The sequence below is a fragment of the Aequorivita nionensis genome, from assembly GCF_046352995.1.
GTDB classification, from domain to species: Bacteria; Bacteroidota; Bacteroidia; order Flavobacteriales; family Flavobacteriaceae; genus Aequorivita; species Aequorivita nionensis.
The window spans coordinates 97,580-121,744 of record NZ_CP130281.1 but is presented as its reverse complement, the minus strand read 5'-3'; the positions used below and the strand labels follow the sequence as shown (position 1 = coordinate 121,744).

Genomic DNA, 24,165 nt, shown 5'->3' with positions numbered 1-24,165 from the left:
CAACTAGCAAATATCAACATGCAGTTGCGTAGGTTACTTTTTCAAATATAAATCAAATGCAAAACCTCGCGTTACGGAAAACCGTAACAGTGAGCATTTTAATTGGGGAGAATATCAAATATAACAATTAGCAGTTTATAATAAATAATTAGCAATAAGAAAGTTGCTTTAGGCTGTTTCCCGCTTAGCCCCAAAAATTTGTAGTATTTATACTATTAATTATTCCATATTTTTTATCTTAGTATATTCTCCCCGCTTTAAATTTTTCAATCATGAAAGCAAAAGGCAAAACTAAGGAGAGCAAACTGCTCGAAAAAGAATTGCTGACCGATGAAGACCTTATGGTAATTCTAGGTATTAGCAAGGAAAGTGTAAGAAGGTGGCGGGAAAAGGGGTACCTTCAATTCTTCTCTATCGGCCCCAGATGTTATTATCCATCAAAATTCCTTAAGAAAATGATTAAAGAAAGTTTCCACCCTTACTATAAAAAGAAAAACAGAAACTCAGCACTGGATACTGAAAATGAAGAAACCAATGACTAAACCTAAGTTTTATCATTGGCTCTTTCAGTTTGCCTGCTGTTGGGCCTAAGTCATGATTGCCGTACCCATATAGGTACTAACGGCAGCCACTTTCTTATCGTCAGAAATTACGGTGCCCCATACATGCACCTCGTTTCCGCTGTAATAAGCCGGCATGGTAAGCGCTACCGTGGCATCCCCACGGGTGGCTGGCGCTGGGTTGAAAATCTGGAACAAATCCTGGGCGGGGGAATATACCACAGCAATTACCAAATCGGTAGCTGCGGCAGAGCCCTGCCCACTGTTGTCCGTCCAGCTCATTTCCAGCACGTGTGCTGGTTGTGCTACAACTGCACCCCCTTCCAAGCCACGAAGCTCGCCTTTACTGATCAACACCTTGCTATAATCTAACGTAAAAGTGTTGCCAGGACCATCAACCAAGGCATTCTTAAGATTGTAGCCTGTGGCGAGGTTGTAGCGCGATTTACTTTTGGTTTCCCTACTGAAATACGCGCCCGCCACCTCTTTGATGGGGTTCAAAAATTCCACTACCGCTGCAAATTTAGCCCGTTGTTCAAGCTGGTTTGCGGTACCGGTTCTGTTAGGTTTCCTTCTTGGGCGTTTGCGAAGTACATCGATACCGCGCCAATTGGCACCTACTACGTTTCCCACTCGTCCCGAGAAGGAACCGAAAATTCCATCGTTGAATTTACCCATGTCGTTTTGGTTTTAGTTAGACATATAATTTTTAATTCATAGCCAAAGTATAACGCACTTCGCTGTGCACCAAAAACATGCGCCAACTTGCCCGAACTTGCTTTAAAATTCCCTTCGTTGTCTACGTTTAAGTTTGTTTCACTCATAATAACAGCCATTGCGGCATTAATACCCTAATTGCATACGGTTGCAACCATTTGCATAAGTATGCGGGGATTTGCTGCCAATTGCACCCTTTTGCGTGCAATTGCCAACTGGTTTGAACCCGACATTTGCGTTTTTTGCGTTGCATTTGTTCGAGTGTTGTTCGAGTGTTGTTCGCGAATTGTTCGCGAAATGACACTTTTTGCGAACAATGGGCGACTTAGAGTAGAAGGAGGGTGGGGGAACTGTGCTTAAAATGCGAGTGGAATTCTGCGTTGGCGAGGAATAGTATGTTTTTTTATTACAAAATAGTTTCTCTAAGTAAATAACCATGTATAGAACCTCTTTCAATCATAAAATCTAGTATCGGAATAACTTTGTTTTTTAATCTTATTTCTACTTTAATTTTTTGTTTATTAATGAAAATGAACTTTCTCATAAATCGTTCTAAATAAATTAAAGTATGTGATTCTAAATCTTCAAGTTTAAGTAGATTATTATTTGATACAACATTGTAAATCCAATCAATACCTTCTGTTTTAAATTGACTTCCTATTGTATCTAAAACTCTAGTTATTGAATATAAGGCACTAGGAATATGGCCTATATCGGTTGATGCGTTAACGTAAAGCGATAAGCTGTTTTTTTTCAAACTATGCCATTCTTCTATGTCCTCATTCCACCAACGCCACGCTAATAAGTAGTTTATTATAACTTCTTTTAAATAGTAATTTTGACGGTTTTTACTTAATATTATAATTTTTGGATACAATCTATTCCATACATACCAAAACTGCTCATATTTGTTTAGTCTATCTTCTGAGGTGATAAATTCACCTAGAAAAGAAGCTGCTTCTTCTGTGGCTTCAAAAGAATCTATAATTGGCTGAAGGTATAGATCTATTTCTTCTGTTTTTCTAAGTAAAATAAAAGATGTGAGTTTTTTGAAAATATGACGGCGTAACAAATATATTTCAGTATCCTCTCCATATTTTCTATCATAGTCTCTTTCGTTCATTAAGAGGCGAGAGGCTATCATTGGCAATGTTTTAGAGATAATCTCTAAATGAATGCTATTTATTGTATCAGACGGGATTAATTGATAGACGATTTCTAAATCTTGTATATTTAATAGGTCGATATCTGTAATATCAAATGATACTTTAGAAAGAGTAAAATCAGCAGTTTGTTTTTCAAACTCTTTTAATATTAAACTTTTAGCTATTCCTCTTCGATATCCAACTTCTTTTCTTTTTTCCTCTTCTATGGTTTTATAAGTAGGAATAAGTTTTATATAACTTATAAGTATTGTCTGGGCTTCTTTTGGATTTTTTTCCCATAATTTCGATTTGTGTATAGATTCAATCACATAATCACATATTCTTTTATAATGACCAATGGGTGTATTATCAAATAATGCCATAAGCATAATGGCAATATGTTCTTCTTTTTCATGCGAGAACTCTTCAATTAACTTAGGGACCGCATGAAAAGATGCTTCAACTCCATCACTTATTTGATAAGCGTAATCATCAGAAAACAAACCGGACAAAGATGAAAGAATTATTTCTTTACAAAAATTCTTATCTTTTTTAGATAATATACTTCCGTACTCAATAATTAATTTTGAACAAACAAATGCAGGAATAGAATCATCAGACATTTTTGAACCTCTTTTGCCTTTTTCAAGTTCATCAATTAGTTGTCTAGTCTCTGAAAGTGCCAAAAGAGGATTTTTATCGTATTCTTCATGTTTAGGGCTCTTATTTTGATTCTTTCCACCGATTAAAAAATCTGACCAGGTTCTTAAAAATGAATATTTGAAGGTTTCTTCAAAAACAATATTAGCTTGTTTAGACTGTTCTCTAAGATCGTCTGAAAGTTCTTTTGGTTCAAACGCTATTAAAAGTTTGTTATCAACTTGTTCTGTAACCTTAGCAGTTAAATTTCTTCTATCCATTCTTGCCAATAAAATAGCATACAGGTCTTCTTCTGATTTTGAGAATTTTGATAGATTAGATTTATGTACATCTATTATATTGTATAACTTTTCAATAAACTTAGTATTTTCTTCTTCGGTAAATCCTTTAACACCAAATAATTGATAATTTAACAACAATCTTTCTAAGTGAGTATTACGATGTTCATCCTCACAGGCTTTTAGCCTTTCATCAGTATAAAGTATGTCTTTTGTTCTATCTAAACCATAACCAATCGAACAAGTTGATTTAACTTGAAATTCACTAGAACTTCTACTTAAATCTAAATGGTAAAGTTCTATTGTTTTGAATAATATTATGGCTACGTCATAATATTTATCAGGGTTTGATAAGACAACACTACAAACTATTGAAGTTAAAGAAGTGGATTTAGATTTTTGAAGTATATATAAAAGAATAGGTTTGAGTTTTTCTACTGGGACTATTTTTGAAAGCTCTAATAAAAGCTTTTCTAATGCCATATGGATACATTGTAAAATATTTGGCCCAGTAATGCCTCTATATAAGCTCCATAAAGTCCAACTTGTAAATTGTTTTATTTCTTGTCCGTCCAGGTATATTATAATCTCTTTAAAATCATCTTTATCATAATTAGTCTGTTGATAGTAAATTACTGCTCTATTTGTAAAATCAATTATAAAGTTAAGCGTATCCCATAAGGTTGTTTGTAGCAACAAATAGACAGGTGTTTGATTTGCACTTGCTGGAAAATAATCAAAACTATGGTGTTTAGATACTAAACCATATCTGTTTTCTATTCTATCCCTATCATATCCATAATCATCGAGCTTTTTCTCTCGTTTTTGCCAAAATAAATCACATAAATCAATAACTGATAAAGGAAGTACTTTTATTACTTCCTTTGCTAAGTAAGGTTTTACTAAAATTTTTAAGCATAGACCTTGAAATGGATCATTATGATTTAACCACTTATTAATTAAGACTTTATCGAAAACTTCTTTCAAATTTAACCGAATTTCATTTGCTGCATTAAAAATTACTTTTGATAGATTTTCTTCAGCCTTGTCGTGGATATAAAAGTTTTGTTCGGTTTCGGTTCTCTGGATAATACTTAATGCTAGTAAACCTGAGTATTTTGTAGTTTCACCATTTTTATTATAATTACACCAATCTGATAAAAGAGGCAAAACTATTTTTAGATTGTCATCAAAGAATTCAGTTTTATATTTATAAATAAACGCAATGACCTCTTGCCAACCTTTACCTTTAGGTTTTATAATATCAATACTGTCAAATGCAGAAATATCAGTACATGCTATCCTTAAAAGAAATAAAACTCTTTTTAAGATTTGGAATTCCTTAGCAATAATCTCGTTTTCAAAAAACTTAAAGAACGACTTTGAATATTCTGAAAGCAACACTGAAATTAATAACTCATCTTTCCAAAATTTCGTGATTGAATTTTCACTAAAGGCTTCCTTGATAAAATTTTCAATTTCTTGACCGTTATCAGATAATTGATCGGATAACCATAACCTGAATGCTCTTCGTATTGGTAAAGAATTCCCTATTTTATCAAAAAAAAGTTTAATATCGGAGTAATTAGCATAATTACGAGAAACAATTTTGTCTAAAGTCCATTCTTCATAAATGTCATGGGTAATGAAATATCCATTATGAATATCATCATACCCAAGTATTTCATCTTGCTTTAATTGAAATAATGCAGTTTGAGGTAAATCTTCAGCATTTATATAAAAGCGACCTGTAGCGCATCTTTTTTCTGCAATTTGTATTAAGCATCTTTCTCTTTCAATGTGTAAATTATCTTTTTGGATAAGATTGTTTTGAATTCTTTTTTTCCAGAGTAACTCAATAAAGGATTTAAGATTACCTTTTTTATCAATATTTGAATAAAATTGAGCATAATCGCTAAGGTAAAATAGATTTCTAAGTCTTTCAATAAATTTTTGATTTTCGGGTAATGAAAAATTAAAATCTTTAGAAATTGATTTTAGTTCATCAATACTTATTAAAGGAATGTCATGAACAACGAATGATAATTGGTAATTCTCTTTAATATGAAATGTTAAATCATTGAGATAAGAATAACGAGTAGTAAATATTATATTCCATCCAGCCTCATTTAACTTTTGTATTAAAGTATTTAAAATATCGCCATTTGTAATTTCAGCGAGTTTTTCAGCCGAATCAATCACGAATATTTTAATAGACTCGTTTTGATAAGCTTTAAGGAACTGTGCAAAAGAATAATTGTTGTCGAATTTGAATAAATCATTGACCTGATTAACATTCAATTCTGTTGCCTTAAAAATGCAGATGGGAATTTTTCTGTTTTGAAGACTATAAAATTCTTTAAAAAGTGCAGTTTTCCCACAACCTCCTTCACCAGAAATAATTATATTTTGTTTCTTATTGGAAGCTTTTACTATTTCTTTAATAATATTACTTCTGTCAATTTTTATTTTTCTTTCACCGAAAGGTATTTCTACTTGAATTGCTTGTAAAATATTCTTATTATGATTTTTAATTTCATCAAGTAACTTTCCCTCATTCGCTTCGAGACTAAAAAAAATATCATAGATATATTTATTTTCAGGTAAAGAAAGTTGTAATTCAAAATGGCTTGGTACACGCCATATTATTTCTAATTTTAACTTTCTAACTTCTGACTCAATATCGATTTGATATTTTGGTTTTTTTTGTCCTTTCTTTTTGCTTTCTGAGAACTCTTTATTCAAATAGAATAGAATCTTACTCAATTTCGGGTTTTCTCTTTTAGCTTTCTTAATTGACGAAATTATTTCTGACTTTTTCCCCGAAAGTGATACTGTGTAATATTTAGCCTGAAATCCATAATACTCTCCATCCTTCTCTAGCGGTTCTGTTTCTATTCCAGTTTGATTTTTATAACGAAATAATCCAATTCTATTATTTAATTCGGCACAGAAAATCAGGTACGACAATTGTTCAAATGCCCACTCTTCTCGCTTATCATATTTTAAACTGAAAATATTCCAATTCATATTTGTATAAATTTGATTTTTTGTGTACGAAGGGCACGGGTGAGACACCCGTACTAAAAAAGGAAATTAAATTAAGGTTTACAATGAATAAATACGTTTGTATTGACTTCTTGTGTACTGGAGATCAATGAAGAAATAAACCAGAGTATTTGTATCGTTTCATTTCTTTGACCAAAAGCAGTTCCTTCTACTAATAAATTTAAATTGGTTTGTAATGTCGCTCTAGAAATAAAATTTATAACTAAATGGACTTCTCCATGAAAATTTGGACTATTCATTGCAGATTGATATTGAGTAATTGCATTATCTATATTTGCCCCTTTTCGTAAACGAGGAATAGATGTTGCAATACCAGAACTACTTGTGTATAAAGAATTCCATAAATTTCTTTTACCTTCTAATTGATAATATTGAGGGCTGACATTTCCCAAATTTTTTTGAGCTTGGCCAACTATATCCTGAAAAGCCGTCGCTGAAAAAATAGAATCGTTAAATTTGGAATGAAAAAGAGTTATTTTATCTTCATTTATTCCAATATGATCAGCCCATTCTCGACCTAAATCGTCACAAATAAAATAATCAAAATCATTTAAAAATATATCTTCCACAAATCCAAACAGACTTGTATTTTCAAAATCAGTTTGGATAGTTGTAAAATTACCTTTTTCTCCAGTGATTCCTACAATTTCCTGATGGGGAATAAAAATCTTCATAAAGTGATCAATATTACCTAAAAGACGATTGTCTTTGAAAAGTTTGCGATTGCTGTAAACTAAATCAATATCTTCAAAATTAATTATAAAACCACTGGTATAATTTATGTAATCGACCATCGTGTACAACGAGCCATTTTCCCTTTCTAACATTATGCTTTTCAATTTTTGTGATCTTATTGAAATTGATTTATCATTGAGCCGCAATTGTAAATCATTAGCACTTTTATTTATAATATTATAAGTATGATTATCAAGAACTATATTTGATAGTCTTTCAAACTTGCTTAAATGACGAAGTAAGTCAATATTACGTTCAACGATTTCTCCGTCATCATAAATATATTCAATATAAGATCTAGTAATTAAACCGTTTTCAAAGTCACTATATAGTTTACTGAAAACGAAAAGAGCAGAAATTGGAACAATCGAATCTTTCAAAATTTCGTAATCTTGTGGTTCAGCAAAAACAGATAAGAAAGTTTCTCGATTAGTATGCACATTAAGTTGATCAACTAAATTTTTTGCCCAGGCACAAAATTGTTCAATGGAATTTTTTCTACCTAATTTATTTATTCTAGATGAATTGAGACTTAATGATATTTTTTCATCATTATTGCTTACGCGTAAAGAATTGAGCATATAATTATTTGCTCCAAGCGCTGAAAAATTTTCTTTCAAATTAATGGCCTCAAGGCTTTTTTCTCTTAATGCTTTATCTGAAACATTTAAATTTTTCAAATTGAATTTCTCGAGTAAAGTATAATCGTTGACAAATAATGTTGATAAAACAGCATAATCTAAAGGATTAAATTGTTTGACGAAATCTTGAACTTTCGATATGTTTTTTCTGCTTATTATAATGTAATCGTCAATTTCTATAATTAATAGATAAGCTAATTTCGTTTCAGTCCAATTTGTAATTGGTTTATCAATAAATGTTGGTTTGGAATTAAATTTAAATGTACAAAATGAGTAAATTACATTTACCCTACCAATAACTATTGCTTCTCTGATTTTGCGTAAAAGATAATTTCCACTTTTGGCTGTTGAAACATTCCTAAATACTCTTTCAATTTTTGAATTGCTTAATAGGATATTATCATCATTCCTGAAAAAATATGCATTTTCATTAATAATTACGTTTTCAAGCTTTTGTTTTTCAGTCATTTTAAAAGTTTATATGATTCGATGAATTAAGAACAAATCATTGATATAGAAATTATTTATTTCTATATCGACTATCATTCTGATAAATAACAGTATAATATTTATTCAAAAAATTGACTTGTTTAATAACTTTAAATGTAATGATAGTCAAGCTGATCATTTTACAGAAAACCGTAACTATGCGCTTATTTAATCGGGGAGAGTTTCAAATATAAAATAATAATTTAAAAATCAAACACTTCCGTACTAAACAAATATCAAAACTAATTCCAATCAACTTATTTTAAAGAACTCTATCTTTGCCCCATGCAGTCCAAGATCCTTTTTATAACGCCCCCCTTTACGCAGTTAAATACTGCCTACCCGGCATCGGCCTATTTAAAAGGGTTTTTGGAGGCGCATGACATTGCCGTACAGCAATGCGATCTAAGTATTGAACTTTTCACCGAAATTTTTACGGGGGATTTTCTTCGGGCTGTGTTTCAAGAAGCGCAGGATTTAAAGCATTATGATTATCCGGAAGTTCGCAAAATGAAGTCGCTGTATATTGCCTGCGTGGATGAGGTTATTGGCTTTCTTCAAAAGCAGGATATAGCAATGGCGCATAGAATCTTGGAACCTGGATTTTTACCGGTAGGGCATCGATTGGCTAAGGTGAATACGGATATTAAATGGGCTGCGGGAGACCTTGGCATTATTGATAAGGCAAAGCATTACGGCACGCTGTTTATTGAGGAGATAGGCGATTTTATTCACGCCAATGTGGATGAGTTTTTTGCCTTTACGAAATATGCCGAGCAGATTGGCACTTCTGCAAGTAGCTTTAATGAGCTGGACGAATTTTTAAGTTATCCTCCCACGCTTATTGAGGAGAAGATGCTGGATATTTTAATTGAAAAAATTAAAGAAGAGCAGCCGCTTTTGGTCTGCTTTACCATTCCTTTTCCGGGGAATTTGTTTGCGGCCTTGCGGTGTGCCCAGTTTACGAAACAGTTTTTTCCAGAAATACACGTTGCCTTTGGCGGTGGCTATTGCAATACCGAACTGCGTTCGCTAACCGACCCACGTATTTTTGAGTTTGTGGATTTTATTTCGTTGGACGATGGGGAAGGGCCTTTGTTGAAAATAGTTCGGTATCTGGAAGGGAAAGTTGGCATAACGGGTTTGGAACGAACGTATGTGCTGGAAAACGGTGCCGTTGTTTATATGGATAAACTTCCGAACACCATTTATCACCATAGCAAATTGCCCGCACCCGATTATTCTGGCTTGCCTTTTCAGAAATATGTTTCCTTTTTGGATGTTGTAAACCCGATGCACCGTATGTGGACGGATGCCCGCTGGAACAAAATGACGATTTCGCACGGCTGTTATTGGAAACAGTGCTCGTTTTGTGATGTGAGCTTGGATTATATTGGGAATTACCAAAACACCACTGCCGAGGATTTGGTGGATAAGATTGAAAAGATAGTAAAGGACACGGGTATAACAGGGTTTCATTTTGTGGATGAAGCCGCGCCGCCTAAAATGTTGCGGGTGTTATCCAATGCCTTGATAGCACGGAATGTGAAGATTACTTGGTGGACGAACATCCGTTTTGAAAAGACTTTTAGTTTTGAACTTTGCGAAGTGATGGCGAAATCGGGATGTATAGCGGTAACAGGAGGTTTGGAAGTTGCTTCGGACCGATTATTGGCGAAAATGAAGAAAGGGGTTGATATTGCCCAAGTAACGCGGGTGACGCATAACTTTTCCGAAAACAATATTATGGTGCACGCCTATTTGATGTATGGCTTTCCCACCCAAACGGAACAGGAAACCATTGATTCGCTGGAAGTGGTTAGGCAATTGTTTCAACGGAATTGTATTCAGAGTGCCTATTGGCATCAGTTTACTACTACGGTTCACAGCCCGATTGGCAAAAACCCGCAGGATTTTGGAATTATTGTTACGGGACCCGAATTTGAAGGTTTCGCCCAAAACGATTTATGGCACGAAGATCCGCAAGGGGCCGACCATCCAAAATATACGAATGGATTGAATCTTGCCTTGCACAATTATTTAAACGGGACTGGGTTTGATGTGCCTTTGCAAAACTGGTTTGAGTTTCCGGTGGTTGCTACTAGGCATCCTGCGGATTTGATTGAGGGGTTTTTGTTGGTTGTTGGTTGATGGTTGATGTTTAGTTATTGGCTCTTGGCTCTTGGCTCTTGGCTCTTGGCTCTTGGTTTTTCGCTTTTCGCTCTTTTCCTTAAATTTTTTTCCTGTTTTTCAGAATAACTAAAGTCACTATATAAATTAAAACAATGCTGAAAGGTATTGCTATAAAACGATGTTCGGGTAAAAGATACCAAAGCGCTACAACAGTTAGGGTTCTTGTAATGGCGTGAAAAATGCCCACCCAATGTTTAATAATCCAAGAAAATGGCAGCCACATTAATCCAGTTAAAATCCCGACCGTCATTGGAAGGGAAGAATAGTCCACTAAGAAAAATGGGATTGCAATTGCGTACACTAAAATTGCCTGCCCAGCCGTAAAAAGGAAGAGCGTATCAAATTCATTTTTGGGTTTGCTTTTATCGAGAAAATTTTCACCCGTAAATTTTGAAAGAAATAAACCTAAGTAAACAATGCTGCCAGTGCCTATAAAAATTGACCAAACAGCAACAAAATCAGAGAAAAATATTCCTGCAAAACCAATTATAGTCCAAACAATCAATCCGGCTAAAGGAGTGGCAAGAAAGGGTTGGTTGGAGAATTCAATGCGCTGTTCTTCTAAGGTTATTTTCATTTTTATTTAAGCTTTAAGGTTTAGGATTTTTTGTGAATGTGTGAATTTGTGAGTTTGTGAGTTTGTGAATTTGTGAATGTGTGAATGTGTGAATGTGTGAATTTGTGAATTTGTGAGTTTGTGAGTTTCGCTTTTCGCTTTTCGCTCTTGGCTCTTGGCTCTTGGTTCTTGGTTCTACTTTAAATTCTTTAACTTTATTGGGAATCAATTAAAATAAACACAACTTCAAAAAATTATTTCCCCTTCCCTGAAAGCTCATCAAACTTCTCTGTCATTGTTGGGTTTCCTCTGGTCAATTTTTTAATGGTTAGATCTTCCGCCTTATTATTGGCAAGACGCAGGTTGTTTACGGATGCCAACAGATTGTCTTTTGTCTTTTGCAGGTGATCCATTGTTTTGTCTATTTCCTCAATGGCTGTTTTAAATTGCCTGCTGGCCAAATCATAATTGCGGGCAAAGCCTTCTTTAAATGTGTTTATTTTTTCCTCAAAATTGGTAATGTCCACGTTTTGGTTTTTTATCAAACTCAGCTCTGCTTTGTATTGCATGGAGTTCATTGCCGCATTGCGAAGCAGGGTGATAATGGGAATGAAAAATTGGGGCCGTACCACGTACATTTTTTTAAAACGATGCGACACATCAACAATTCCTGTGTTATAGAATTCATTTTCGGCCTCAAGTAGGGAAACCAGCACTGCATATTCACACTTCTTTTCTGTTCGGTCTTTGTCAAGTTTTGCAAAAAAATCATCATTTCTCTTTTTTGTAGCAGTTTCATCGTTCTCATTTTTCATTTCGAACATAATGGAAATGATTTCATTGCCCGCTTCATCGGTTTCCCTGTAAATAAAATCGCCTTTGTTGCCGCCCCGGGCATCGTTGTCCTTTTCAAAATAGGCATTTTGAAAAGCCGTTGCCCGCAGTTTATTGAACTCGGCTTCGCAATGCTGTTCCAAGGTTTCGCCAATCATTTTTGTGGAAAGCTTTTGCTTAAAGTCTTTTAAGCGGTCAATTTCATCATCCTTCATTTTGATGGTTTCGTCCTTTACCAAAAGCTTGTTCGTAAACTGTTCCCTAATAGACTTTTCAAGTAGTTGCGCCTCGGTTTCTTTTATTTTTAAATCGCTAGCCAATGTATCGCGTTCTTTTTCAATGGCGCGAATGGCCTCTCCGACGGTGAGTTTTTTGTCGATCTCCGCATTTTGGATTTTCGCTTTCATATCAGCAATCTCAGCTTCTTTTTTGGCTAATTGTTCGGCAAGCAAGCGTTCACTTTGCGATTTAAGTTCGTTTATCTCCCTTTCTTTTTGGGTTAATTTTTCGGCGAGTTCACTGTCGCTTTTCGCTTTTAAAACTGTTAGTTCGTGATCCTTTTTTGCAAGTTGCTCTTGCAATGTATTTTTTATGTTGGCTTCCGCGAGCTTTACGGCGCTTTCTTTTTCCTTTTCCGCAAGTGTTAACCGATTGTTTAACTCATGTTCAAATTCGTGATCGCGAACTTGCTTCAGTATATCAGCAAAACCGGCTTCATCAACTTTAAAGGCTTTTTTACAGTTTGGGCAGATTATTTCGTTCATGTTTTGTATTTGTTAATAGATCAAGCATATGCATACATGCTATGCGGGTCGATTCCAATTATATATTCGGAACACAATTAAACTTTAAATGTAATAATAATTCAAATTCACAATTTACGAAAATCCGTAAAGGAGCAAATTAAAAGGGGAGAATAACAAATATAGATTTTATTTAACAGATCATCAATAACCTTGGCTGCCCATCTTTTTCTTTGGGTGCACGATGCAAACAAGGAGGAACTTTGCTTTTAGGATGATCAATCGCCAATCGCCATAAATGGCCAATGCCTAAACAGATAGGTTCTGCTTGCGGTAATGCCTGATAGTGGAGATCAAAGAAATATTCCTTTAAAAAGGCTTCAAAACCAGCATCATCTGCGCCATCGTATATTTTTTGGAGTTCAGTGCGTATTTCGGGGATAAGTACTTTTTGTACGCCTTGCTTATTGGGCAATATATCACTCGATGCGCCATAATAGGTACATAAAAAGGTGTCGGTGGGAATGGGAGATCGATCTACGTGAAAAGAATAAACATCGGTAGGAAAAAAAGGGAGGGCATCATCCCTTTCATAATATTTTATAACATTAAGGATTGGAGATGCGCCGTGAGCTGTCAAGAGTTTTAAATCATTCAGGAGTGTTTCACGGGCAAGTTGACCTTGTTCACTCAACTTTAGCTCCCGAAGTTCTTCTTCACCAAGCGTTGCTATATTTTCTGTTAGTTCCACTTTTTTTACAATCTCAGAAAAATCACCTGTTAATTGGCGCGTCCAACAAATCGCATTCGTTTCTCCTTGAAAAGGTTTGGACACCAGGTCTTTAAAATTTGTGACTAGGTGAATTTGATTTGTAGCTTTAGGTAAATCTATCATAGGGGCAATATACTTCTTAAGTTTGATTTTTTATAAATCTGTTTACTTCAAAAAATCCTTTGTTTTCTCAACTTCCAAATCGTGGGTTACTGCCAATAGTGTTTTGTTAAAAGTGGTTTTTTAAATCATTTATAATAACCTTAGCCGCCCTTTCCTTCTCTTTGTAGTGATTGACGAAGAGCTGTGAGTGACCGGAGAATGTTATTTGGCTTAGGCTGTACCAAAAAATTAATAAAAGCCTGGGAAATATTGAGCGGAAATTTAACACTTATTGTTTATGTTGTAACAATTCAAAAAATTATTTAAAGCCTTCCCTCATCCAAACCCTCTGTTCCCTCATTCCTTATTTTATAAGGTCGGTGTGTGCGGTAGTTTTACTTCAAGTTTAACACTAAAACCACACATTATGAAAACACTTTTCACATTTTTAGCAGTTGCGTTGCTGGGCTTTCAGCTTCACGCACAAACAGTAACCATTAGTGGTACCGTAACCGACGATACTGGACTTCCGTTGCCGGGAGCGAATATTATTATAAAAGAGACAAGCGATGGCACCCAAACAGATTTTGATGGCAGATACAGTATTAATGCTCAAATAGGGCAAAAATTGGTTTTCTCCTATGTCGGTTTTGAAACCAAAGAAGTTCGAGTTAAGAACCATAATATTATTAATGTCTCTATGAAACCCAGTGCAGTTTTAGATGAGGTTGTTGTTACGGGCTATTCCGAAAACAACGATGCCATCAGAAAAGCAATGGGTTATAGCGTTAGAAGAAATGATAACTATGCTACTTCAAAAAAAGAAAGAAAGTTAAAAGGCAAAGCAACGGGAGTTCAAGTAAATTCTTCTTTATATGGCTCAAGAGGTTATACAAACAATAACCGTGTTTCAGATAACGAATCCTACGGACGTATTGAAGAGAACATCTTTAAAAGTGTTTCCACAGCGCCACTTTCCACTTTTTCAATTGACGTTGATAAAGCTGGCTATAGCAACATCCGCCGCATGCTAAACAACGGACAGGAAGTGCCGCAGGATGCCGTGAAGATTGAGGAAATGGTAAACTATTTTGCCTACAATTATCCACAACCCACAGGTAAAGATCCCTTTTCCATTACTGCAGATGTAGTAAATTCTCCTTGGAACCAAAATGCCAAGTTGGTGCGAATTGGTTTAAAAGGAAAAGATATTTCTATGGACAACGTGCCGCCATCAAACCTTGTGTTCTTGTTGGATGTTTCTGGGTCTATGGAAAGTCCAAACAAATTGCCATTGCTAAAAGCTGCACTAAACGTATTGGTAGATAAGCTAAGGGAAAAAGACAAGGTTTCCATTGTGGTATATGCAGGTGCTGCTGGCTTGGTATTGCCTCCAACTTCTGGGGCTGAGAAAATTAAAATACGCCAGGCTATAGATAATTTAAGCGCGGGAGGTTCTACCGCAGGAGGTGCCGGTATTCAGCTAGCTTATAAAGTTGCAGAAGAAAACTTCAGTAAAGGTGGCAACAACCGCATAATCCTAGCCACCGATGGCGATTTCAACGTAGGCGCATCCAGCGACCGATCCATGGAAGACTTGATTGAGGAAAAACGCAAAAGCGGTGTTTTCTTAACCTGTTTAGGTTTTGGGATGGGCAACTACAAAGACAGCAAGCTGGAAACCCTAGCCGACAAAGGCAACGGAAACCACGCTTATATAGACACGACCCAAGAAGCGCAGAAAGTGTTGGGGACAGAGTTCTTTGGAACGCTTTACACCATCGCTAAAGACGTAAAAATTCAAGTGGAATTTAATCCTGCAAAAGTACAGGCGTACAGATTGATCGGTTACGAAAACCGTTTGCTTAACGATGAAGATTTTAAGGACGACACCAAAGATGCAGGCGAATTGGGAAGCGGTCACACCGTTACCGCTTTGTATGAGATAATTCCTGTGGGTGTAAAAAGTAAGTATTTGAAAGATATAGACAATTTGAAATACACTAAGCAAACCAATCAGAACTATACAGATGAAATGCTTACAGTAAAATTCCGATACAAAGAACCGGATGGCAACGTGAGCAAATTGATTGTAAAAACAGTAAAAGACGACAACAGTTCTATTGAAAACGCTCCCGAGGATTTAAAATTTTCAGCAGCAGTGGCGCTCTTCGGAATGCAACTCCGCAAGTCTGAGTTTATAAACACCAAAAAGAAAGAAGACGTTATAGCCTTAGCAGAAGCAGGCAAAGGAACCGACGCAGACGGCTACCGTGCCGAGTTTATCCGCTTGGTAAAAAGCAGCAAGTAAATTTTTGAACTATGATTTATTGAGGTTGTTTGGTTTTTTTGAAGGGAAGGGCGCGCAAGCGCTCTTCCTCAGTTACCGATATGCCGTACCTAACGGGACAGGATTTGATGGTTGGATGCTTTACCCATATGTTGTCCCTAACGGGACATGGTTTGTTGGTTGTGTTTTTTTACCCATATTCCGTACCTAACGGCACGGTTGATCCGCCCGTTTTTTCACCAATATGTTTTTCCTAAGGGGACAATTTGCTTCCAATATTATGTCCCGTTAGGGACTATATCTCGGTAGCTAAATGTGGGACGTGATGTTTTCTGTGCCGTTAGGTACAGCATATGCTATGTTACCGTTTTTAATATATAACGTTCATCATAATCAATTCCTGATTCTTTTAATAATTCCAAATATTCATTGGCAAATGTTTTGGTTTTATGATGCTCTTCTTGATTTGTAATATATTTAATAACCCGAGGAATGTGTGATTTTGAATAGGAAAATGCCCCATATCCTTCTTGCCAAGAAAATTTTCCATTTACGAATCCTTTAGTATTTATCCATTTTGAAGAATCTTGCTTTACCTGTTTCATCAAATCAGATAGCGATTGTGTGGGGCGCATTCCAAAAAAGATATGGATATGGTCTGGCATTCCATTTATTTGAAGCATTTTATGGTTGTAGCTTTGAATAATACCTGTGATGTATTTATATAACTCATCTTTCCATTCTGGATTGATTAGGCTCTGTCTGTTTTGCACTGCAAAAACGGCTTGGATGTGGATTTGTGTGTAGGTGTTTGCCATGACTTGTAAATTTATATTCAGTACCTAACGGGACATTTTTGCTATTAATATTATGTCCCGTTAGGGACAAAATCTAGGTAGCCAAATGTTTGGCGAAATGTTTTATGTGCCGTTAGGTACAGCATATTCCAACGGTTAATATTTCAAATATAATATTATAAAAACGATTAATAATTCACATAAACCCACCCAATAAAAGCATCGGGATATTTAGGGTCGTTCAAAACCAAAACGTAATAATAGGTGCCAACCGGAACAACGTTTCCTGTAAAAAGGAGTCCTTGTGTTGCCACGCCATCCCAAAAACCATCTGCATTATGGGCAGTGTGTATCAGGTTGCCTTCGCGGGAATAGATATTTAGCTCAAAGTTTTCGTAAATGTTTAAAAGGTTGCTGATTTCAAATGCATCATTTATACCATCACCGTTAGGCGAAAAACCTTGGGGGATAAAAGGTGCGCAGTTTTCCGTGGTCAATAAAAAGGAAGCTGTGGCAAAACAGATATCGTTTTCCAAGCGCACATAAATTGTTTGCGGATCTGTACTGTTTTGATATGTGGAAGGATTGCTGATAGGGTTTGTATTTTGCAAAGCATCTTCGGAAGTAGTGAAATATTGAACCACATCATCCTGCCCCGTACGAATTAATTCGTCTTGTTCAGTCAAATCGAAAATAGCCGTATCAAAACCTGTATCGCACTCCAACAAATTTGGCAGATTTGGGATAGGAGGAATGCTTTCAAAAGAAATTGTTTGCGTAAAACTGTTATTGTCCTCCCGAAGTTCCTCCACCGCGCCGTTGCCGTTGCCATCATCATCCACCACTGCGGTGATGGTAAATGTATCGGACAAACTTTCGGGTAAAAGGAGTTCGATTTCGCCATTTTCACTTCCGCCAATTGGAATAGCTTGTTGCGTTTGCGAAAGCCCCAACAAAACCCCATCCGTATAAAAAGCTATCGAAGTATTGGATGGTAAAGAGGCCGTGGCTTCCAAATTAAACACCGTAAACGGAAGCAATAAAGCGCGATTCCTGCAGGCAGAAATTTCTGGCAGTTCAATGGTCGCATCCGGCAATGGACAGGGGAGTACTTCCACCGTAAAACTGTCAATTAGAAAACAATCCGGGTTTGAAACGCGGATGTAAATAGTTTGCGGGTTTTCGGTATTTTGAAAAGTTTCCGGGTTGGGAATGGGGTTTTCGTTGTTCTGCGCATCTGCTTCTGAAAAGTGAAAGCTCAATTCATAAATTGGGTCTATTTGTGAAGTGGCTTCGGTTAAATCGAAAAATTCCTCGCCAATAACATCACAGGTTTCCAGATTGTGAAGTCCTGTGATTACTGGATTTAAAAGCAAATGAATTGGCGTTTCGTCTTCATTGTTGTCTTCGTTAATTTCATCAACAATTCCAGTGCCATTTCCGGTATCATCAACAACAGCTTTCAGAATAAAATCGGCTCCAATACCGTTGGGAACTGTGAACGTAATACTTCCGCTTTCCTGCTCGTCAATGGGAATTAATGCCACGGTAGCACTTTGCGCCACTAAGGTTTCATCTGCATAAAAAGCAATTGGGGTTCCCGCAGGCAAAACATCGGTGCTATTCAAATTGTAAACGGTATAATCTATTGTAAGCTCCCGATTTCCACATTCCGTTCCACCAATTATATTGTCCATGGTAATAGTAGCATCGGGCAGTTCGGTATTTAAAACAGTAATAATATTATTGATCATTACAAAATCCTGGCCACTGGTAAGCTGAATACTTGCAGAGGTGTCTCCCGGACTTATATAATTTGAAATGGGATAAACATCAATATCCATATTGTAAAGCACATCGCTTCCCGTAAAACTGTTGGTACCGTTAAAGGCATTGTCGGCAGGATTTAGTGGCGGATTGCTAAGAATATTTCCGTTAATGCGAAGGGTTTCGTTTATGGAAATTCCGCGATCACCTTCCCAGGCAAGGAAACCAATTTTAGCTCCCTGCGTATCCAAAACCATTAGGTTGTTTAATGTAATATCCAAGGTTTGGTTGTTGCGGGAAACGCTTTCCAAGCCATCAAAAACATTCACTTGATTGCTTGGCAGGCTGGCATCTTCATAAACTACCGATACCGCCCAACCTCCAAAGTTGGTGCCCGAGCCCGGCGGACTGCAATATGCGGGAATTATAAGGGTAAGATCTAAATCGGACAGTGTGTAATTGCCATTGCCCGTGGTTTGAATTTGTTGGGTAACATCCGCAAAGGCTGAAAAATAGATATAGTCCTGTCCGCCACTATTATAGGTAACGTTGAAAGTGCGTTCCGCGGTGATTGGAATTTGGTTAAAAGTAACATTGAAATCTCCCGGGCCAGAACCGGCCCAATACAAATAAGCAGCAACTACTTCTTGGTTGGGCTGCAATTGAAAATCGGCACTGCTGCTGGTGAGAATAAAACATTGTCCGCCCTGGCCGTTTTCCTCTATGTTTAAGGTATTTCCGAAAGCAGTGTAATCGTAATGCCCATTAAACTGTTTAAACAGCTCAATGTCTTGCGGAAAGACAACTGTGGAAATTAAAAAGCAAAGTATAAAAAGGAAACGCTTCAAAAAAATAAGGGTTGATTGCTTGCTAAATATAGGCAAAAAATCAACGGGACGATTCCTTTTTTACAAGTCTCTTTTCTTTAGAATGGCATAGGACCAGTAGATAAAAAGGGAAGTCCAGACAAGAACTATCATAACATTCAGCCACGTAACCTGATAATCTTTTGTGAAATTTTCCCCCAATTGATTTGCAGCAGACTGGATTGCGCCCAAACGGCTAAGTGGTTCTTTTATAAGGTTTGCCATTGCATTCAAAGGGAAGAATTGCGCAACATTATCAGCAATTTCCGTGTCTTTGAAAAATTGCCATTTCATCAAGCCATAGCCCAACCATTCCACAATTTGCCATATAATCAAAAAACCTAATGCAAAGGCAGAACGTTTCACCAAAACCCCAAGAAAAAGACAGAAAGAGAAGAAGGCGACAAGTTTTATGAAATAAGCTCCAATGTATTCCATATCGCTAAAAATGATGCCTATTTCATTATAATCTGAAAAAGCCAGCCCGAGAATCAAAGAAACCAAAAAAATAAAAACCGTGGAAATGACCGAGAACAATAGAACGGTCAAAAACTTTGAAAGTACAAATTCCTTTTTGCTGAGGCCGTCAATCAAGTTTTGTTTTAAGGTTCTATAACTGTACTCGTTGCTCATCATAGAAACAATTACGATGGCTAAAAACAATTTCAAGATGGCCGCCACATAAGTGTTGAAATGCCAGATATACGGAAAGTTGAAAATTCCCTGATCGGCAACCCGAAAATGGAAATCCCCAAAGTTGAACTCGATGGAAGAAATCAATGCAATGAAGGTAATAAGCACAAAATAAATTATGGAAATAACCTTTGCCGCACGGTTATAGCGCAGTTTCTGAAGTTCTATATTTAATAATCGTAGCATCGGTGGTTAGTTTTGTTTGGTAAGTTCAAGAAATTGTTCTTCAAGACTTTCCTTGCGTTTCACAAGGTGGCTAAGGGTGATGCCCTTTTCAAAAAGCAGTTTGTTCACTTCCGAAGCGTCCATCGGGTTGTTGAGGTATGCAATTAAATAATCGCCCTCGCGCTTTACGGTGCCAAAAGCGGGATTTCCTTCCAAAGCATTTTGCAACTTTTCCATATTGTTGCTCTGCATAGTAAGAAAACCGTGGCTGGCGTTCATTCCGTCCACGCTGCCGGAATAAAGACTTACGCCTTTCCGAAGAATTACTACGTGCGTACAGACTTTTTCAACCTCGTCCAATAAATGCGAAGCCAACAAAATAGTAGTTCCCTGGGAGGCGATTACTTTAATGATTTCCCGAATTTGGTGGATTCCCTGCGGGTCCAAACCGTTGGTAGGCTCATCGAGAATCAATATTTCAGGATCATTCAATAAAGCTGAAGCAATTGCCAAACGTTGTTTCATTCCCAAGGAAAAGGTGCTGAACTTACTGTCCTTTCTATCTAAAAGCCCTACAAGCTCCAGCTTTTCAGAAATCTTTTCTTCCGAAACTTCCTTTATTTTACACACCAATTGCAGGTTTTGCACGGCGGTCATATAGGGGTAAAAGTTGGGGCGCTCAATGATGGCGCCCACTTTTTTTAAAGCGTTGTGCGTATCGATGTTGCCGTCAAACCATTTAAAGTCGCCAGCGGTTTTGTTTACCACATTAAGCACAATGCCCAGTGTGGTACTTTTACCACTGCCGTTTGGGCCGAGGATACCGTAAACATTGCCTTTTTCAATTGAAAAGGAAAGATTATCCACGGCAGTTAGCGCGCCAAATTTCTTGGTTAGATTATTTATGGTGAGAATATTTTCCACGGAATTGTTTTTGGATGGTTGTTGATTGTTTGACGAATGGGTTAGCGTTTTGTTACATTTTAGCGAAAAGCGAAAAGCGAAAAGCGAAAAGCGAAGAGTGAAAAGCGAAAAGCGAAGAGCGAAAAGCGAAGAGCGACGAGGGATGTGGAAATTATTTAAGATGGATAATATTTGGTCTTAATATACTTCTTAAGTTGTTTTTTACCTCAGTTCTTTGTTACAAAATGTAGTGACTCGTATGTTTTGTCAAATATTTTATCCAAATGGTAAATCATCTAAATCTTCTGCTTCATTAAAATGTTCTGAAAAATCTCCGTATTCTCTTTCGTAAATTGAGTTTAATTCTCCATTTTCGTAATACCGTTTAGAAATCCAATTACCATTTGAGTCATAGACATAAATAAATTGTTCCTCCGAAATGTTATTTCCATTTTCTACTCTTGAAATATTTGCAATATCTCCAAATCTTGTATAACTATAAAATATCTCCAAATTATCGTCAAACTTTGAGTATTTCAATAATTTAATTGGTCTTTGTAATTTATCGTTAAAAACTTTTCCATAGACATTAATTCGTTTGGTGTAATTAAATAAATTGGTCAGATTGTCAATATTTTCTTTAATTAAAAAACCATCTTTATCATACTCAAATGTTTGAACAAAGTTTTCATATTTCCCGTATTCCTCAACTCGTATTTTTTGCTTTTTATCGTTGAAATAAGTTTTATTAGTTGTCTCAAAATATCTTTGGTATGGATTTCCAGTTTCATCGCTCATTCCAGTTCTTTCAACAACATACTCTCCATTAATCAATTCTGAATCATCAAATGAAACTTCGTCTGAAAACCCGTTTGGATAATTATTTTCATCAAATCCAAAAGGTAAATCTGGAAATTCGTCGTATTCAAAAATTAACTTTTTGTTAATTTCATTTCCGTCATTGTCGAATTCAATTATTTCTGTAGAAATGTGTTTTTTTTCAGAATTCAGTTTTGTTTCTTTTGCGTACATTTTTTATGGAACTATTTTTTGTAACTTGTTTATATCCCCAACTCTATTGGGTTTATCACGCTAATATAGTTGGCTATACACAAGTTTTGATATTTTTATGTGGTGTATTTCCCAAATATACAAATTTACCCTTTCCAAACCCTTCTATATACGTTCAGCAACCTTCCATATAATTCCTAAACCCCGCTAGATACCATTCAATCCCTCCCGTTTGGGTCTTGTAACCATGCGTTTGGGTCTTGAAACCATGTGTTAGGGTTCAGAACCCTAACGGATACGTCCCACAACCCTAACGTATGTATATAGAACCCTAACGGATACGTCCCACAACCCTAACGGATGTATATAGAACCCTAACGGATACGTCTCACACCCTAACGGATGTATGTAGAACCCTAACGGATGTGTGTAGAACCCTAACGGATACGTCCCACAACCCTAACGCATGTATGTAGAACCCTAATCGCTCATTCCTCATCGCTAGTCGCTAGTAATTCTTTCTTCCTATTTCCTTACCTTTGCGTTTCAATTTAAAAAAACAAAAAATGCAAGACGGTATTTACGCAAAAATAACGACAGAAAAAGGAGAAATTCTTATAAAACTTACGCACGATAAAACCCCGGGAACGGTTGGAAACTTTGTGGCTTTGGCTGAAGGTAATTTAGAGAATTCAGCAAAACCACAGGGAACACCCTATTATGACGGTTTAAAATTTCACCGTGTAATCCCAGATTTTATGATTCAGGGCGGCGATCCAAAGGGAACAGGCTCTGGCGGACCGGGTTACGATTTTGAGGATGAGTTCCATCAAGACCTTCGCCACGACACGCCGGGCGTTCTTTCAATGGCAAACTCAGGCCCAGCGAGTAATGGTAGCCAGTTTTTTATCACCCACGTTGCAACCCCTTGGTTGGACAACAAGCACACCGTTTTTGGAAATGTAGTGGAAGGACAGGATGTTGTTGATAGCGTTGCACAAGGCGATACGATGCAGAAAGTTGAAATAATCCGCGTAGGCGAGGAAGCTAAAAAATGGAACGCTGTTGAGGCTTTTAGAAGTTTTACAGGTGAAAGGGAACAGCGCATTGCCGCAAAAAAAGCAAAAGAGGAAGCTGAACTAAAGAAAGTTTCGGAAGGTTTTGACAGAACCGATAGCGGACTTCTTTACAAAATAATCCAAAAAGGAAGCGGTAAAAAAGCCGAAAAGGGAAAAACCGTTTCCGTGCATTACAAAGGCGCACTGACTGATGGAACCGAGTTTGATTCATCATACAAAAGAAAACAGCCAATCGACTTTCAATTGGGCGTTGGGCAGGTAATCTCTGGTTGGGATGAAGGCATCCAATTATTACAAGTAGGCGATAAGGCCCGTTTTGTAATCCCTTCACATTTAGGTTATGGTGAGCGCGGAGCTGGCGGGGTTATTCCTCCAAACGCATCCTTGATTTTTGATGTGGAATTGATGGATGTTAAATAAGGGATTAGGCATAAGGAATTAGCGATGAGGGATTAGGGCTTTGTTAATTCAAATCAATAATCCCGAATTCACTAATTCACAGACTCACATATTCACTAATTCACCAATTCACTAATGGAAATTGAAAAACTTAAATACCCAATCGGTAAGTTCGATTGCCCTTCAAACATCACTGCTGAAAAACTGGAAGCTTGGATTTCTATTTTGGAACATTTTCCAAGCCGATTTGAAAATTTAGTGAGCAAGCTTTCCAATGATCAGTTAAATACTCCTTATAGGCCTGAAGGTTGGACGGTTCGCCAAACAATCCATCACGTTTATGACAGTCATCACAATGCCTACAACCGTTTTAAATGGGCTTTGACTGAAGCATTGCCAACCATAAAAGTCTATGATGAAAAGGCTTGGGCTGAAACGGCTGATGCCAAAAATGCGCCAATTGACTTGTCTTTGGCCGCAATAAGCGCTTTGCACGCTAAGTGGGTTTATTTAATAAAGGGATTGTCACAGGAGCAATTGCTAAAAGAATTTCACCACCCAGCTCGCAATCGCAATTATACGCTTGCAGAAACCGTTGGCAGCTACGCTTGGCACAGCAACCATCATTACGCACATATAGAAAACCTGCTGAAAAGGGAAGGGTGGTAAGCCCCTCCCAGCCTCCCCAAAGGGGAGGAGCT

16 protein-coding genes and 1 pseudogene are annotated in these 24,165 nt (G+C 36.8%); 5 read left to right on the top strand and 12 right to left on the bottom strand.

Annotated features, from left to right (window positions below; all coding sequences use genetic code 11):
- The first annotated feature begins 272 nt into the window (after nt 1–272).
- Nucleotides 273–542: a helix-turn-helix domain-containing protein gene (locus Q2U82_RS00590; RefSeq protein ID WP_410005842.1), complete on the top strand. Its 270-nt coding sequence runs from the start codon at nt 273–275 to the stop codon at nt 540–542.
- A gap of 45 nt (nt 543–587) precedes the next feature.
- Here Q2U82_RS00590 and Q2U82_RS00585 read toward each other — a convergent pair whose 3' ends face one another.
- The 3 genes from Q2U82_RS00585 to Q2U82_RS00575 all read right to left on the bottom strand — a co-directional run bounded on the left by Q2U82_RS00585 (nt 588) and on the right by Q2U82_RS00575 (nt 8,273).
- Nucleotides 588–1,238 carry a DUF6266 family protein gene (locus tag Q2U82_RS00585; RefSeq protein WP_410005841.1) on the bottom strand — a complete coding sequence of 217 codons (651 nt, stop codon included), beginning with the start codon at nt 1,236–1,238 and terminating at the stop codon, nt 588–590.
- A gap of 445 nt (nt 1,239–1,683) precedes the next feature.
- On the bottom strand, nt 1,684–6,390 hold the full coding sequence (gene avs4 / locus Q2U82_RS00580) for an AVAST type 4 anti-phage nuclease Avs4 (RefSeq protein ID WP_410005840.1): 4,707 nt from the start codon (nt 6,388–6,390) through the stop codon (nt 1,684–1,686).
- Nucleotides 6,391–6,461: 71 nt separating this feature from the next.
- Entirely contained in the window at nt 6,462–8,273 is a 1,812-nt protein-coding gene (locus tag Q2U82_RS00575) for a hypothetical protein (RefSeq protein ID WP_410005839.1), read from the bottom strand.
- A gap of 306 nt (nt 8,274–8,579) precedes the next feature.
- Here Q2U82_RS00575 and Q2U82_RS00570 point away from each other — a divergent pair, with 306 nt between their 5' ends.
- On the top strand, nt 8,580–10,445 hold the full coding sequence (locus tag Q2U82_RS00570; RefSeq protein ID WP_410005838.1) for a B12-binding domain-containing radical SAM protein: 1,866 nt from the start codon (nt 8,580–8,582) through the stop codon (nt 10,443–10,445).
- Between the two features lie 79 nt (nt 10,446–10,524).
- Here Q2U82_RS00570 and Q2U82_RS00565 read toward each other — a convergent pair whose 3' ends face one another.
- From Q2U82_RS00565 to Q2U82_RS00555, 3 genes are all read right to left on the bottom strand, one after another.
- A complete protein-coding gene (locus Q2U82_RS00565; RefSeq protein ID WP_410005837.1) occupies nt 10,525–11,064 on the bottom strand; it encodes a DUF7010 family protein in 540 nt (179 codons plus the stop codon).
- 233 nt (nt 11,065–11,297) lie between these two features.
- The gene (locus Q2U82_RS00560) at nt 11,298–12,641 is read right to left on the bottom strand and encodes a DUF2130 domain-containing protein (RefSeq protein WP_410005836.1); all 1,344 of its coding nucleotides are present in this window, start codon (nt 12,639–12,641) and stop codon (nt 11,298–11,300) included.
- Nucleotides 12,642–12,813: 172 nt separating this feature from the next.
- Nucleotides 12,814–13,515, bottom strand: a complete 702-nt coding sequence (locus tag Q2U82_RS00555) for a hypothetical protein (RefSeq protein WP_410005835.1) — start codon at nt 13,513–13,515, stop codon at nt 12,814–12,816.
- Nucleotides 13,516–13,921: 406 nt separating this feature from the next.
- Between Q2U82_RS00555 and Q2U82_RS00550 the strand changes: the two genes are divergently transcribed.
- Nucleotides 13,922–15,805, top strand: a complete 1,884-nt coding sequence (locus tag Q2U82_RS00550) for a YfbK domain-containing protein (RefSeq protein ID WP_410005834.1) — start codon at nt 13,922–13,924, stop codon at nt 15,803–15,805.
- A 335-nt stretch (nt 15,806–16,140) separates the two neighbouring features.
- On the opposite strand, the gene tnpA is transcribed toward Q2U82_RS00550, so the two are convergent.
- From tnpA to Q2U82_RS00520, 6 genes and pseudogenes are all read right to left on the bottom strand, one after another.
- A complete protein-coding gene (gene tnpA, locus Q2U82_RS00545) occupies nt 16,141–16,602 on the bottom strand; it encodes an IS200/IS605 family transposase (protein ID WP_410005833.1) in 462 nt (153 codons plus the stop codon).
- A gap of 167 nt (nt 16,603–16,769) precedes the next feature.
- A complete protein-coding gene (locus Q2U82_RS00540; RefSeq protein WP_410007102.1) occupies nt 16,770–18,278 on the bottom strand; it encodes a gliding motility-associated C-terminal domain-containing protein in 1,509 nt (502 codons plus the stop codon).
- A 46-nt stretch (nt 18,279–18,324) separates the two neighbouring features.
- A pseudogene (locus tag Q2U82_RS00535) lies at nt 18,325–18,393 on the bottom strand (hypothetical protein); the annotation flags it as partial.
- An 863-nt stretch (nt 18,394–19,256) separates the two neighbouring features.
- Nucleotides 19,257–20,093: an ABC transporter permease gene (locus Q2U82_RS00530; RefSeq protein ID WP_068762881.1), complete on the bottom strand. Its 837-nt coding sequence runs from the start codon at nt 20,091–20,093 to the stop codon at nt 19,257–19,259.
- Nucleotides 20,094–20,099: 6 nt separating this feature from the next.
- Nucleotides 20,100–20,996, bottom strand: coding sequence for an ABC transporter ATP-binding protein (locus Q2U82_RS00525; protein WP_068762880.1), 897 nt, complete (start codon nt 20,994–20,996; stop codon nt 20,100–20,102).
- Between the two features lie 255 nt (nt 20,997–21,251).
- On the bottom strand, nt 21,252–22,007 hold the full coding sequence (locus tag Q2U82_RS00520; RefSeq protein ID WP_410005832.1) for a hypothetical protein: 756 nt from the start codon (nt 22,005–22,007) through the stop codon (nt 21,252–21,254).
- Between the two features lie 545 nt (nt 22,008–22,552).
- On the opposite strand from Q2U82_RS00520, the gene Q2U82_RS00515 reads away from it, so the two are divergent.
- Both Q2U82_RS00515 and Q2U82_RS00510 read left to right on the top strand, forming a co-directional pair.
- A complete protein-coding gene (locus Q2U82_RS00515) occupies nt 22,553–23,485 on the top strand; it encodes a peptidylprolyl isomerase (protein ID WP_410005831.1) in 933 nt (310 codons plus the stop codon).
- A gap of 114 nt (nt 23,486–23,599) precedes the next feature.
- A complete protein-coding gene (locus Q2U82_RS00510) occupies nt 23,600–24,133 on the top strand; it encodes a YfiT family bacillithiol transferase (protein ID WP_410005830.1) in 534 nt (177 codons plus the stop codon).
- Nucleotides 24,134–24,165: the final 32 nt, after the last annotated feature.